We start from the raw sequence: 13,347 nt of genomic DNA on the forward strand, positions 1-13,347 counted from the left end.
GCTCACCTGGGGTGGCCGTCCGGCTCTCCGGGGTGCCCTGGCTGCTGATTGAGATGTGCGCGCCCTGTGCGGTCGCTGATTACGGAGATGACGGCGGGGTGTTCCTCGGGCCGACGGCAGTTGGAACGGGACGAGGAGGGGCAAGTGAGTGAGCGGCAGGGCCGGTTCCGGGCTGGCCGGGCCGGTGCCCGTCCCGCGCGACTCCGGACGGCGGACCGGCAACCTGCACCGGCCCAAGCGCTACAGCCGCCGCCTGCGCAGGGTGTTCTACATGTCCGCGCAGACCAGCATGATCCGCGAGGGACCGAACCGGGACTTCTACCTCAAGAAGCGTGGCGAGGGCTGCAAACACGTCCAGGCCGTCATCGCCCTGGCCCGTCGGCGGGCCGGCGTCCTGTGCGCACTTCTGCGCGACAACCGGGTCTTCACCCCCGTCTCGCCGGTCACGCAGGCGGCTTGACTTCGTCATTGAGACTCCAGGTCTGGGCGGAGATCGGCAGTGGCGCCGCCCGGGAACGGACGGCGCCACGAAGGACGGGCGACTGCGGTGAGCGTCGCGACTGCCTCGGCAGCCGGTCGGCTCCCGGGGATCGGCCGTGAGGTCCGGCTGGTCAGCCGTTGCGCTGGGCGGCCGAGCGGCGGCGCAGCACGATGGTTCCCGCTCCGGCGAGCAGCAGTGCGGCAGCGGCCGAACCGGCGATCGCGGTGGTGCTGTCGCCCGAGGTTCCGGCTGTCCGCTCACCCGCGGCGACGCCACCGCGCGGAGCGGGGGTGGCCGAAGCCTTGCCGTCGGCCTTCCTGCCCTCGACCACGGCCGGAGCGGGGCTGTCGCCGGCGGCCACACCCCCGCGGGGTGTCACGGCCGGCTGCGAGCCCCGTACGGGAGTGCTGGTGGGCTTCTTGGCGGGGGCTGCCGCGGCGGACCGCTCGACGGACGGAGCCGAGGGCGAGGGCGCGGAGTCGGCGAAGGCCGCGGCGGACGGTACGAGCACCGCGCCCGCCGCGACGGCGGCGAGGACAGCGGTGCGCAGGAGACGGTTGGGCATGGGGATGACTCCATTCCAGGTCGGCCCCGGTGGTGCCCGGTGTCTGGTTCGCACCGGGCGCGGGGCATGCCGACAGGCTGGCGTGAAGTTATGAAGAAGCTGTCAGAACGTTGTGGTCATCGCATCAGGCCTGGTCCGCGCCCTTCGGCGCCCTGTCGTCCGCCTCCTCCGGTCGGAGTTCCGCCGGGCCGGTGGGACCTGCCGGGCCGACCGGCCCCATCGGACCCGCCGGGCCTCCCGGACCCGCCGGGCCTTTTGGATCCGCCGGCAGCCGGAGCGTGAACACCGAGCCCTGCCCCTCGACGCTGACCGCGCTCACCGATCCCCCGTGCGCCTCCACGAGTTTCCGTACGATCGCCAGCCCCAGCCCGCTGCCCCCGGTACGGCGGCTGCGCGACTTCTCGGCGCGCCAGAAGCGGTCGAAGACATGCGGCAGGTTCTCCGCCGAGATGCCGCTGCCCGTATCGGCGACCTCGACCACGACCTCTTCGCTCTCCTCGCCGGCCGTCGCCGCGTCCGTCGATGCCCCCGCGCCGTACGCGCGCACCGTCACGCGTCCGCCCGACGGGGTATGACGTACGGCGTTGGAGACCAGGTTGCCGATGGCCTGGCGCAGCCGGACCGGGTCGACCCACAACACGGGGGAGGGGCTGTCGGCCACTGCCGGCAGCGCCGAGAGCGCGATGCCCGCGGTCTCGGCCCGTCCCTGGTGCGCTGCGGCGACCTGTGCGAGGACGTCCTCGATACGGACCGGCTCGGGGTGCAGACGCAACGCGCCCGCGTCCGCCGCGGCGAGATCCTGGAGGTCGTCGATGATGTGCTGCAACTGCACGGCCTCCGTGTGCAGCGAGGCGATGAACGCCGGGTCGGGCTCCGCCAGGCCGTCCTGCGCCGCCTCCAGCCAGCCCCGGATGTTGCTCAGCGGGGTCCGCAGCTCGTGGGCGACGTCGCTGACCATGTCCTTGCGCTGCGCCTCCAGACGCGCGCGGTGGTCGGCCATGTCGTTGAAGGCCGCGGCGAGTCGGCCGATCTCGTTGTCGTCGGCGACCAGCACGGGCGCGGAGTCCTCCCCGTCCCGCATCCGTTGTGCCGCGCCCGTCAGGGCGTGCAGCGGCCGTACGAGCCGGGACCCGGCAAGCACCGTGGCTCCGACGGTGAGCGCCAGGACGAGCGCCGCCGCGCCCGCGATCTTCGCGGTGTTCGCGGGGGAGAGGTCGAAGCCGGGAACGGTCGTGCCGCCCTCGTCGCCGATGAACAGCAGCGCGGGCGAGGAGACGTAGGAGCTGAGCTGTTCCCGGCGCGCCGTGTCCACGCAGGAGGCGGCGGCCCGGTCGTCCTCGCCGGTCCGGACGCTCGGTACGGGGGTGGGAACCCGGACGGCGGGAACGGGGGCGTCCGCCGGCCCGGTGCCGTCGCCCCAGGACAGGTCCAGATTGAGTTGGATGCCCGCCGAGCGGTCCTGACGTTTCAGGCAGGCGTTGGCGAGTCCGTTGAGCGCGTCCAGCGCCTTTCGCTCGGTCGCCGTCGGGGAGTCCAGGTCGTCGGACGCGCACCGCGTGTCCTGAGCCCGGTCCGGATCATTGCCCACGACCTGCACGCGCGGCCGTCCACTCGGACCGCGGACCACGTCCGCCGCGACTCCGACGCGGCTGAGGCACGCCGCGCGCCGATCGGCGGCGCGCTGCAAGGCGGTACGTTCGGCGGTGGGCAACCGGAACGGACCGACCGCGCGCGGGTCGACACGATCGGCCGCGGCACCCGCCCGATCGGCCGTCCGGGACAGGGCGGTGTCCACGGACAGCGGGTCGACGATCGCCGAAGCCTGGGGCGGCAGCGCGGGCGGTGACGAGAGGGAAGCGGAGTCGGCGAGGGGCCGGCGCTGCTCGGTGGTCAGCGTGATCCGTCGGCCGGACTGCCTCGCCAGGTCGCGCACGGTGCCGTCGACGCCCTCCCAGGTGGGGTGGCCCGCCGCATATCCGAGCAAGGTGTTGTAGATCCGGGCGTCAGCGGTGAGATTCTGGCCCTGCTCCTGCTTGATGGCGCCGGAGGTGGTCTGCACGGCGAGCCAGGCGGTGGCGACCACCGAACAGGCGGCGACCAGGGCGGACGCCGCCAGCAGACGGCCGAACAGACTCTTGCGGAGCGGGAGCCTGGTCCGCCGCTGTTCACGACGCACGCGAAGCATTCCGCGCCGGGTCCGTCAGCTTGTAGCCGACACCGAAGACGGTGAGCAGCCGGGCCGGCCGACGGGGTGCGGGTTCGATCTTCTTGCGCAGGTTCATGATGTGCACGTCGACCGTGCGGAAGCTGATGTACCGGTCGAAACCGTGCAGCTCCTCGAGGAGCTGCTGCCGGGTGAAGACCCGGTCGGGCCCGGTCGCCATGGCGGCGAGAATCCGGAACTCACCGGGTGTGCAATCCACGGACCGGCCCTCGACGGACACCTCGTGCCGGTCCGGATCGACGATGAGCGCACCGACCCGCAACGCCTGATCCGCGGCAGGACCGGTGTCCTGACCGCCCCGCCGGCTGCGCCGCAGCAGCGTCCGTACCCGGGCCATCAACTCACGCGGGCTGTACGGCTTGGTCATGTAGTCGTCGGCGCCGAGATCCAGCCCCAGCAGCAGATCGTCCTCGGTGCTGCGGGCCGTCAGCATCAGCACCGGCAGCTCCCGGTGCTCGGCGCGCAGCACACGTACCACGTCCAGACCGTCGGCCCGCGGCATCATCACATCGAGCACCAGCAGATCGGGCTCCCGGTGCCGGACCTCGGCAAGAGCCGCGAGGCCGTCACCGACGACCGTGACCGCGTGCCCCTCGTGCTCCAGGTAGCGGCGTACGAGTTCGGCCTGCATTTCGTCGTCTTCGGCGACTATGACATTTGCGCACACCCGGTGATCGTAGATGACCGGACGGAGCCCACTCATGACACCGGACGAGCGCAGTACGGATGCCCGGTGCGGGCGTCGGCCGCGGTCGGTCCGGCGTCGGCGAGCATCGACGCGTACTCGGAGGAGTGCGAATCGAAGGAGTCTCCGCCGCCGAGGCCTGCGGAGCGTTGGTGGCCGGCGTCGCGGCGGCGAGCGCGGCGGCCAGTGTTGCGCCGGAGATGCGACGGATCACGGGATTCGGCACAGGTTCTCCTGGTACGGGAGGGGGTGGAAAGTGGTGCCGCCCATCAAAGCAGGGGGAGTTACCCGTGGGTAGACATCGGATGTCGCCAGTCTGGCCGAAGCTGAGACGAATGGGCGCCGGCTCTTGCCGCAGGCCCCGCCGACTGGTCTTGTGTACCGCGGGCGGCCTGTTCACATCAGGCAGGCGGGCAACAGCCGGGCAGGCAACAGGCAGGCAAGCAGACGAGCAGGCTCGGCCGAGGCGGGGAGAAACATGGAATCGGTGACCGGTCGCGATGCACTCGACGCGCTGCCCGAAGGGCTCGGCGACGCCGTACGGACCACCGCCGAGGAGATCGCAGCGCTGTTGCGCGGAGTTGCCGACACAAGCGTTCCGGTACCCGGCTCGGAGTGGACGGTGGGGGAGGCCGCAGCACATCTGGCGCAGGCCAACGAGCTGATGGCCGACCTCGCGGCCGGGCAGGAACGCCGCTACGGGGACGGTACGCCGCAGAGTCTGGCCGCGGCCAATGAGCGTGCGCTCGCCGGGTTCGAGGAGCGGGCCGCCGAGCCGCTCGCCGGGATGATCGTGGCGCACGCGGACGCCTACCTCGCGGCCATGGACAGCACCGCGGCCGGGAGCGTGGTCACCCCGCTGGGGCCGATGAGCCGGGTGGTGCTGGGCTCGTACCTGCTGACGCACATGCTCGGGCACGGCTACGACCTCGCCCGTGCGCTGGGGCGCCGTCACATGATCGACCGCGAACGCGTCGCACTCTCCCTGCCGTTCCTGATGACGGCCATGCCCAGGGTCACCGATGCCGCGGCCACCGCACGGCTCACCGCCGGGTACACGATCCGCCTGCGGGGCGGCGCCCGATTCGGTGTCACATTCACCGACGGCGCCGCAACCGTCACTCCTCGACCGCCGGCCCGCGCGGACTGCACCATCCTCATCGAGCCGGTCACCTTCTTCCTGATGGCGCTCGGCCGCACCGACCCCTACGGCGCCATCGCCCGGGGCAAGGTGTTCGCCCGGGGTCGCAAACCCTGGCTCGCCCTCCGATTCCCGGGGCTGTTCAAGGCCCCCTGATCCCTAAGCCGGGGTCCCGTGGGACTCCATGAGCTCCTGGTGGGCCGCCCTCACGTCCGGGGCGAGCACGGTGACGATCTCCTCCCTGGTGGGCGTCGTCCCGCCCGCGTGTTCGGCGTACAGCCGCAGATCCCGTTGCGCGGCGGCCTTCTGGCAGAGCTCCCGGGCGAAGCGGGCATTGCCCAGCGTGTCGGCCATGCCTTCGGCCACGGCCGCGGCGAAGAAGTCGCCGAGTGCGGCTGCGGCTTCCTCGTCGGGTTCGTCGCCCTGACCGGACAGGACGGAACGGGCGATCAGGAGCAGCTCCTGCGCGGAGTACGAGGGGAAGTCGACGCGGGTGTTGAACCGGGACACCAGACCCGGGTTGGCGGCGAGCAGACCGGTCATCTCCTCGCGATATCCGGCGAGGACGACCACGAGCCGGTCCCGGTCGTCCTCGGCCCGCTTCAGGAGCACCTGGAGCGCCTCGTCGCCGAACGCGTCGACACCGCTGTACCCGCTGTTGGACAGGGCGTACGCCTCGTCGATGAACAGCACACCGTTCAGGGCGGAGTCGATGACCTTGCTGGTCTTGATGGCGGTGGAACCGAGGTGCTGCCCGACGAGGTCGACGCGCTGGGCCTCGATGACATGGCCGGAACTCAGCAGCCCCAGACCGGCGAAGACCTTGCCGATGATGCGGGCGACGGTGGTCTTCCCGGTGCCGGGCGGTCCCGCGAAGACGAAGTGCCGGGGCCGGGCGCCGCTGGGCAGCCCCTGTTCCTCCCGGAGCGCCGCCATGCGCAGCTGAGCGATCAGGGTGAGGACCTGCCGCTTCACCGGCTCCAGACCGATCATGCCGTCCAGCGCTTCCTGGGCCTCCGCGAGCAGGCGCGCCATCTCCTCCCGCGACAGCCCGTCCCCGTCGCCCTCCTGAGGACCGGAAGCGGCCTCGGGGGCCGTGGGTGCGGAGGCGGGCGCGGCCGTGCGGACCTCCGGGGTCCCCGCAGGGGACGGGGCGGAAGGGGCGGGGGAGGGCGTGGAAGGCGTCCCGGCCACGGACGAAGCCGTCGGAGCCGTGGAACGCGCCTGAGCCCGTACATCCACGTCGAAGAGGCCCGGCGCACACCGGAACGCGTACTGGTACCGCTTCAGCGCCTCCTCCGAACGGCCCAGCGACTCCAGGGAGCGACCCATGAAGTATTTGACCTCGGCGTCGAAACGGTTTCCGGACTCCAGCTTCTTCGGCAGTTCCGCCAGCACGTTCAGCGCCTCGTGACACACACCCTGCGCGAACAGCGCCGCACCCACGTACAACTGCGCCTCGTCGTGCAGGAACGCGTCACGGATCCCCGGGGCGAAACGCAGGACCAGGGACCAGTCCTCCTTGAGGAAGGCGTACTGCGTACAGACGAACCGGGTCTCGTCGCAGTCCAGTTGTGCCGTGGACAGACCCGCCCAGGCCTCTTCGAGCTTCCCGGCGTCCAGCAGTGAGGTCATGGCCGCCACCCAGAGGTCACGGGTGCTTTCGAGCCGGAAGGTGACGTAGTGGCCGAGCTGGAACCGGGAGCGGAGCGGCATTCCGAACTTCGAACGCAAGGCGCCGAACGATCCGGCGGAGCGGACCATGCCGTCCAGCGCCTCCTTCTGACGCTGCCCGGTCGCGTGCAGCCCCAGCCAGGCGTCGGCGGCCAGCGGATCGTGTGCGGTGGCGAGCGAGAACCGTTCGGCGGCAGCCGCTTCGTCGCCCTGCTGCAACAGGGCCATCGCCTGCTGCCAAGCCTGCTCGGCCTTCTTGGCCGAACCCCGGCGTGCGGCTGCTCCCTGCACAGTCTCTCCCCTCGACGGGCCCTGGGCCCTGTCGTCGGACTGCCGTCGTCGCGCGGCGTCTGGCACGCACGCTCGCGGCGTTGCCGAAATGGCCTAGTAGCTCCGCTACGAGACCATTCCGGCGCCTTGCGATCGCACGCACCAGACGCCGCGCGGCCGCCCTCCGGGCGACGACGGCAGTCCGACGACAGGGCCTAGGCCCGCGCGCCGACGGCCGACGGGGCTCGCCGTGATGACCTGGAACAACCGCCAGGATATCCAACACCACGTGGCGGCCGGTGAACACTCTCGACGCCCGTTCGTCGGCCTCGGCGACATGACAGCGGCGCCGACGCGCCGAATCCGCCCGGACATTGATGAATGGTCTATTTCAGGACAGGTGAACGGCCGGTCCGGGCCGGCCCGGTTGATCACCATCGTGATGTCCGGAGGACATCGACCCGTCTGACGCTAACGTTGATCCGCACGGTGGCAGCGACGGTGCCGGGGAGGGCGCACCGCGCGGAACACCGGGAACGAGGAGTGCGCGACATGCTGGATCCCACTTCGGTGGCGGCGATTTCGGCTGTACTCGGTGCGGTCGGCTCGGGGATGGCCAACGAGGCCGGCAAATGGGCCTGGGAGTCCACCGGCGGTGTCGTACGGAGAATCGTCGGCCGTGAGGTCCCCGCCCCCGTGGCTCCGGACGAACGGGACGACGTGGCCCGCATGCTCCACGACCGGATCCGTGCCGATCCACAACTCGCCGCACACTGGGCCGTGTTCGCGGCGCGGATGCGCCGCACCCCTGCCCCGGCCACAGCCGCGCGGTCCGACCTCCCCGCCTCCATTCGGTTCTTCACGGATCGCAAGGAGGCGATGAAGCGACTCCAGCGAGAGGCGTCCCGCCGCCCGGACGGACGGCCCCGGCTCGCACTGGTGCACGGTCCGGACGGGATGGGTTCCAGCACGCTCGCCGTGCACTTCGGAGCACAGCCGACCCGCCTCTTCCCGGACGGGCAGATCTACGCCGACCTCGGCGGCGCAGGCGCCGGTGGCGCGCGCGACGCCGGAACCGTACTGCGTGCGCTGCTGCGTCAACTGCGGGTGCCGGACGAGGAGATGCCGACCGGGACCGATGAGCTCGGCGAATTTTTCCGGGACCGGGTGGCGGACCGCAGACTCCTGGTCGTGCTCGACCACGCGTACTCCGCCCCGCAGGTGCGGCCGTTCCTCACCCCGGCGCCCGGGGTGTTCACCATCCTGGTCGCCCGTGCCCCCTTCCCCGGCATCGACGCGGTGCGTGTGCCCGTGGGTCCGCTGTCGGACCGGGACGCGGTGCGGCTGCTCACCGATATCACCGACAAGTCCACGGTCGCCGCCGCCCGTGCCACGCTGCCCTCGCTGCTCCAGCGCTGCGGCGGGTCACCGTACGCCCTGCGCGCCGCGGCGTACCAGCTCTCCGCCCCCACGCTTCCGCCGCGCCGTGCCGAGGCGGACGGCGACCCGGTACGCGGGGCCGCCGAGGACAACTACCGGCTCCTGGCGCCGGAATCCGCCAGGCTGTACCGGCTGATGGCGCTGCGCGCCTGGCCCGCCTTCGACGCCGCCGCTGCCGCACGGACCACCGGCCAGGCCCCTGAGGCCGTGGCGGAGTCCCTGGAGGACCTCGCCGACCGGATGCTCCTGGAGCGCGGCGGCGGGAGCGGCAACGGACGCTACCGCTACCGCCACGGGGTCCGCGCACACGCCGAGGCGGCCGCGACCCGGGAGGACGGGATCGCGGCGTGCTCGGCGGCTCTCGCCCGCACCCTGAGCGCCTACGCCGATCTGGCGGCATCGGCCGCCCACCAGGCGCTCCCGGAGAGCTGGCGCGTCCCCGCGCCCGCCGAGGAACGCGTCGGGCGAAGGTACGAGGACCGGGGCGCCGCCCTCGACGCGCTGCTCGCGGAGTCGGGCAACCTGGTCGAGGCGGTGCGCTGTGCCGAGGAGTCCGGCGACCCGGACACCGCCGTACGCCTGTGCCGCGCCCTGTGGCCGCTGCAGCTCAAGGCGGGTCACCACGAGATGCTGCTGCCGGCGCTCCGCATCGGTGCGCGTCTCGCCGACACCCATCGCCCCACGAGCCCCGACGCCGGAGCGCTGCACGCGCAACTCGCCCATACCCTCACCGAGCTGAAGCGCTGGGACGAGGCGGAGACGGAGGCGAGGGCAGCGGCACGGGCCGAGGAGGCGGCCGGCCACAAGCGGGGCCATGCCTCGGCCGTCGAGTTCCTCGGGCTGCTGAGACTGCGCCAGTGGCGGTACCCGGAGGCGTACGAGTGCTTCGACGAGGCGGGCGGCATCCTGGACACCATGGGCGATCAGGACGAGGGGACCGCCGACCTGCCGCGTGCGCGGGCCCTGCTGGAGCGCCATCGCGGACGGGCGCTGCGCGGTTCGGGGCCGCGGGAGGAGGCCCGGGAGAAGCTGGAGACCGCCCTGCGGTACTTCCGGTCGAGCGGCGATACGTACAACACGGCGCGGACGCTCACGGACCTCGCCGAGAGTCGGCTGGACGAGGAGAACGCGGAAGCGGCGCTGCCGCTGATCGAGGCAGCGATCACGACACTCGACGGACAGAGCGCGGAGTACCAACTGCGGTATCTCCGGCGTATGCGGGAGGCCTGCGTCACCGGGTGAACCGCCGTTCCCGGCCCACTCACCCCTTTGTTTCCGGAGGTGTCAGAGGGACGACCCGTACGTGGTGGAGCCGGGCACCCGTCCGCACGGTGAGTCCGTCGGCCACCGTCCGGGCGAGCCGCCGGCCGGCCGCGGCCGGATCGTGACCGCCGGTGGTCAGCCAGGCGTGCAAGGCAGAGGCGTACGCGGCGGGGTCCGCGGCGGAAACGTCTTCCGCGGCGGACACGTCCTCCGCAGTGGACGGGGCTTCCGCATCGGTGACGGGCACCGCCACCAGGCGGAGCGGCGCCTCGCCACGCACCCGGACCACGCACGCGGACGGGCCGGTCACATAGGCCGCCAGGGAACACCCCCGGTGGCGGCGGAGCACCTCGGCGGTCCAGACCGAAGGAGAGCCGAAGCGCGGATCGTCGGGTGCGCCCTCCCGGAAGATGACATCGGCCAGATCCAACTGGTCCACGTCACGGGTGTCCTCGTGCACGGCGATGTGCAGTTCGCCGCCGGGATCCGATCCGGCCTCCGGCCGCGACCCCGCCCAGCGGCTGATCGCGACCTCTCCCGGCCCGACCCGCGACAGGACCCGCAACGGGACAGTGGCCGCCGCGGCCTCGTGACCGGGCAGCGGGAGCGGCTCCAGCGATGCGGGCCGGCCGGGCTCCGGCGCACCCATCATCGAGTAGAAGAGCTTCCGGAGCCGGACCGCGGACTCGCCCGGCACAGAGGTGGTGAACTCGGCGGGCCCCGGCAACGGCCGGTGACGGCCGACGAGTTCCTCGATCTGTGCCGCCAGGGACGCGTCGGGGTCGAGCCGCGGTGCCTCCCGCATGAACGCGGAGATCGGCGCGTCGGGGTCAAGGGCGTCGAGCGGCACGGCTCCCAGGAGCACGGGGGTGCCGAGGGCGGCGGCGTAGAAGGTGACGGATCCGTGGTCCCCGATCACGGCATCGGCGGCCAGCAGGGCCTGCCGCCATCCCCTCAGCGGATCGATCAGCGCCATCCCGCCGCGCCGTGCGCGATCGAGCCAGGCACGGATCTGACCGGGGCCGTGCCCATGCCAGATGTTGGGATGCAGTACGGCCGCGAACCGGTATTCGTCCACGGGGAACTCGTCGGCGACCCGGCCCAGCAGGGCGGCGACGACATCGCCGCCGTCCGGGGCCTTCCCGCCGTCACCGAAGAGCGACTCGGGGCTCCAGGTCGAGTTGAGCAGGACGAGCCGCTGTCCCGGCCGGACTCCCAGCGCACGGCGGAAGCGTTCGCGGTAGGGCCGTGCCGCGAGGATCCGGTCGTAGCAGGGGTCCCCAGCGAGCACCGCGGTCGGCGCCGCCTCGGGGCAGGCGACGCGCAACCGTTCGTACTGCTCGGGATGGGACAGCACGAGCGCGTCCGCGACGGGAGTGCCCTGGGGCGAGAGCAGCCACGCAGGCGCGAGCCCGAACACGGGCGCAGGCACCGCACCTGCCCCCGCCCCGATCCGGTGTCCGGTGTCCAGTGTCCGGTGTCCGGTGTCCGGTGTCCGGTGTCGCCAGCCTCTTAGTATATCCAACACCATGCGAGAGGACGGCCAACTGTCCGGAAAATGCGTCCAGTTGACCGCCGAAACTGCCGGAGATCACCAGGTCCACCCGCGTCTCGGCCGCCTGCTCCCACGGCAGCACCGGGATCCCCGTGTCGGCCAGCAGTTCGGCGGTGCCGGCCGCGAACGCCGAGGAGCCCGTACAGGTCACCAGCAGCTGGACCCGCAGATCGTCGTCGAACAGTGGGAGCACATCGAGCAGCCGGGTCGCGGCGGTCACGTTGTGCACGACGACCAGCACGCGCAGGCACGTGCCCCGGGTCGCCCACCGCGCCGCGTCGTCCCCCACCGGCACCCGCACCCACCCGGCCCGCCCGTACCTCATCCGCACGCCCCTCGTCCGCCCCGGCCCGCCCGCGGGCTCCGTGCCGCCCCACGCGACCGGCCACGACAGTCAACCAGTACGCCTGCCGCACGGCCATCAAGGGGGCGTCACACGGCCATCGCCACCGTGGACTTGTTCAGCGTGTCCTCGTGCGCGGCGACCCGGGTCCGGCCGCCGAAGACGACGACCCGCAGCAATGCGAACCGTCCGACCCCCGCGAGGGCGGACGCCGACAGATAGACCGTCTGCGCGACCAGGGGCGAGGGATCGGACCGCACGGCGAACAGGCAGAGCAGCGCCCCCGTGGTGAACGCGTAGCTCACGGCGACCGTCACCCCGGACTGCAGATGCACCCCCCACCCCCTGCGCTCGCTCCGGAAGGAGATCCGCCGGTGCAACTCGGTGGCGAGGACCGTGGAGACGACGGTGACCAGTGCGTTCGCGATGGCCATCGGTATCCGCTCGCCGAGCAGCACGACCGCCGCGCTCGATGCCAGCCCGACTCCGCCACCGCACACGACGAACCGCACGAAGGTCGTGAGGAGAGGGGGAAAGGCGCGCGTCCGTCGACGCGTTGGGGCGGTCACCGGCGAGCCTCCGCAAGGTGGGTTGGGGAACGATGTTTCGATTCCACCTCAGAACCTACGGAGTCGGCGTCGTCCGAGCGACCCGATAAACCCCGACTCGAGTGGGGGACAACCCGGAAACAACCCTGGGCCGACCGGGCGAGACATGCTCTGTGACGTATGCGGCCATAACTCTCGTGACGCCCAGGTAGGTTAGGGCCATAGCTTGATCACTTTCGCGTTCGGAGGTCTCCATGAGCGAGCAGCAGTCGTCCGCCACCCCGTCCGCCGAGCGGGTATCGGCCCGGATCGACACCACGAGGCCTCATTCCGCCCGCTTCTGGAACTACTTCGTGGGCGGCAAGGACAACTACGAGGTCGACCGTGAGATCGGTGACCAGATCAAGACGTTCTTCCCGGGGCTCGTCGACGTGGCGGTGGCGGGGCGGCAGTTCCTGCGGCGTTCGGTGGGCCACCTGGTGGAGGACCACGGCGTCCGGCAGTTCCTGGACATCGGGACCGGTCTGCCCACCGCGGACAACACCCATCAGGTGGCCCAGGACCTCGCGCCCGAGTCGCGCATCGTGTACGTGGACAACGATCCGCTCGTGCTGACGCATGCGCGTGCGCTGCTGACCAGTTCCTCCGAGGGAGTCACCGACTACATCGACGCCGACCTCTACGAGCCGGACGCCATCCTTGCCGAGGCGGCGAAGACGCTCGACTTCGAACGGCCCGTGGCCCTGATGCTGCTCGGCATACTCGGTCACGCAGGCGACTTCTCGAAGGCCCGTGAGGTGGTGGGCCGGCTGATGGCGGGGCTGCCCTCCGGCAGCTACCTCGTGGTGTACGACGGCACGCGTACCAGCGAGGGCATGATCGCCGCGGAGAAGGCATACATCGAGAGTGGCGCCGTGCCGTACTACGTGCGCGAGCCCGACGAGATCGTCACGCTCTTCGACGGGCTGCGGATCCTGGACCCCGGCTTCGTCCGGCTCAGCGAGTGGCGGCCCGACGCCGACAGCGCGACCGTGTCCGCGGATGTCGACGCCTTCGGGGGCATCGGCGTCAAGGAGTGACGCGGGCCCGGATCCTGATGCCCGGAGCCTGATGTCCGTCGCCGGCTGCCGGACTGCGGCTGCCGGTCTGCGGATGTCG

Annotated in this window: 10 protein-coding genes and 1 pseudogene; 5 read left to right on the plus strand and 6 right to left on the minus strand. The window is 71.7% G+C overall.

Going from position 1 to position 13,347, the window contains the following annotated elements:
- Positions 1–175 precede the first annotated feature (175 nt).
- Positions 176–460 (plus strand): annotated as a pseudogene (locus tag OG611_RS34790) (transposase); the annotation flags it as partial.
- A 151-nt stretch (positions 461–611) separates the two neighbouring features.
- On the opposite strand, the gene OG611_RS34795 reads toward OG611_RS34790, so the two are convergent.
- From OG611_RS34795 to OG611_RS34805, 3 genes are all read right to left on the minus strand, one after another.
- Positions 612–1,046, minus strand: a complete 435-nt coding sequence (locus OG611_RS34795; RefSeq protein WP_266429418.1) for a hypothetical protein — start codon at positions 1,044–1,046, stop codon at positions 612–614.
- Positions 1,047–1,170: 124 nt separating this feature from the next.
- Entirely contained in the window at positions 1,171–3,222 is a 2,052-nt protein-coding gene (locus OG611_RS34800; protein WP_266429421.1) for a cell wall metabolism sensor histidine kinase WalK, read from the minus strand.
- Positions 3,212–3,973 (minus strand): response regulator transcription factor, encoded by a 762-nt coding sequence (locus tag OG611_RS34805; protein WP_266429424.1) that lies wholly within the window; start codon positions 3,971–3,973, stop codon positions 3,212–3,214. Before OG611_RS34805 ends, OG611_RS34800 begins: the two co-directional genes overlap by 11 nt.
- A gap of 460 nt (positions 3,974–4,433) precedes the next feature.
- Here OG611_RS34805 and OG611_RS34810 point away from each other — a divergent pair, with 460 nt between their 5' ends.
- On the plus strand, positions 4,434–5,252 hold the full coding sequence (locus OG611_RS34810) for a maleylpyruvate isomerase family mycothiol-dependent enzyme (RefSeq protein ID WP_266429426.1): 819 nt from the start codon (positions 4,434–4,436) through the stop codon (positions 5,250–5,252).
- Positions 5,253–5,255: 3 nt separating this feature from the next.
- Here OG611_RS34810 and OG611_RS34815 read toward each other — a convergent pair whose 3' ends face one another.
- Positions 5,256–7,061, minus strand: a complete 1,806-nt coding sequence (locus OG611_RS34815; RefSeq protein ID WP_266429429.1) for an AAA family ATPase — start codon at positions 7,059–7,061, stop codon at positions 5,256–5,258.
- A gap of 232 nt (positions 7,062–7,293) precedes the next feature.
- On the opposite strand from OG611_RS34815, the gene OG611_RS34820 reads away from it, so the two are divergent.
- A complete protein-coding gene (locus tag OG611_RS34820) occupies positions 7,294–7,509 on the plus strand; it encodes a hypothetical protein (protein ID WP_266429431.1) in 216 nt (71 codons plus the stop codon).
- Positions 7,510–7,592: 83 nt separating this feature from the next.
- Positions 7,593–9,722, plus strand: coding sequence for a tetratricopeptide repeat protein (locus OG611_RS34825; protein ID WP_266429433.1), 2,130 nt, complete (start codon positions 7,593–7,595; stop codon positions 9,720–9,722).
- Positions 9,723–9,741: 19 nt separating this feature from the next.
- On the opposite strand, the gene OG611_RS34830 is transcribed toward OG611_RS34825, so the two are convergent.
- Together OG611_RS34830 and OG611_RS34835 are read right to left on the minus strand one after the other, a co-directional pair.
- Positions 9,742–11,175, minus strand: coding sequence for a hypothetical protein (locus tag OG611_RS34830; RefSeq protein WP_266429436.1), 1,434 nt, complete (start codon positions 11,173–11,175; stop codon positions 9,742–9,744).
- 555 nt (positions 11,176–11,730) lie between these two features.
- On the minus strand, positions 11,731–12,210 hold the full coding sequence (locus OG611_RS34835) for a hypothetical protein (protein ID WP_266429439.1): 480 nt from the start codon (positions 12,208–12,210) through the stop codon (positions 11,731–11,733).
- 233 nt (positions 12,211–12,443) lie between these two features.
- On the opposite strand from OG611_RS34835, the gene OG611_RS34840 reads away from it, so the two are divergent.
- Positions 12,444–13,268: an SAM-dependent methyltransferase gene (locus tag OG611_RS34840; protein WP_266429442.1), complete on the plus strand. Its 825-nt coding sequence runs from the start codon at positions 12,444–12,446 to the stop codon at positions 13,266–13,268.
- Positions 13,269–13,347: the final 79 nt, after the last annotated feature.

It is taken from the genome of Streptomyces sp. NBC_01363 (genome assembly GCF_026340595.1).
Taxonomy (GTDB): domain Bacteria; phylum Actinomycetota; class Actinomycetes; order Streptomycetales; family Streptomycetaceae; genus Streptomyces.

What these genes read in the sequence shown, in the direction of transcription:
- OG611_RS34795 (WP_266429418.1), bottom strand. Translation starts at nt 1,046, where the DNA reads ATGCCCAACCGTCTCCTGCGCACCGCTGTCCTCGCCGCCGTCGCGGCG.
- OG611_RS34805 (WP_266429424.1), bottom strand. Translation starts at nt 3,973, where the DNA reads ATGAGTGGGCTCCGTCCGGTCATCTACGATCACCGGGTGTGCGCAAAT.
- OG611_RS34810 (WP_266429426.1), top strand. Translation starts at nt 4,434, where the DNA reads ATGGAATCGGTGACCGGTCGCGATGCACTCGACGCGCTGCCCGAAGGG.
- OG611_RS34820 (WP_266429431.1), top strand. Translation starts at nt 7,294, where the DNA reads ATGACCTGGAACAACCGCCAGGATATCCAACACCACGTGGCGGCCGGT.
- OG611_RS34825 (WP_266429433.1), top strand. Translation starts at nt 7,593, where the DNA reads ATGCTGGATCCCACTTCGGTGGCGGCGATTTCGGCTGTACTCGGTGCG.
- OG611_RS34840 (WP_266429442.1), top strand. Translation starts at nt 12,444, where the DNA reads ATGAGCGAGCAGCAGTCGTCCGCCACCCCGTCCGCCGAGCGGGTATCG.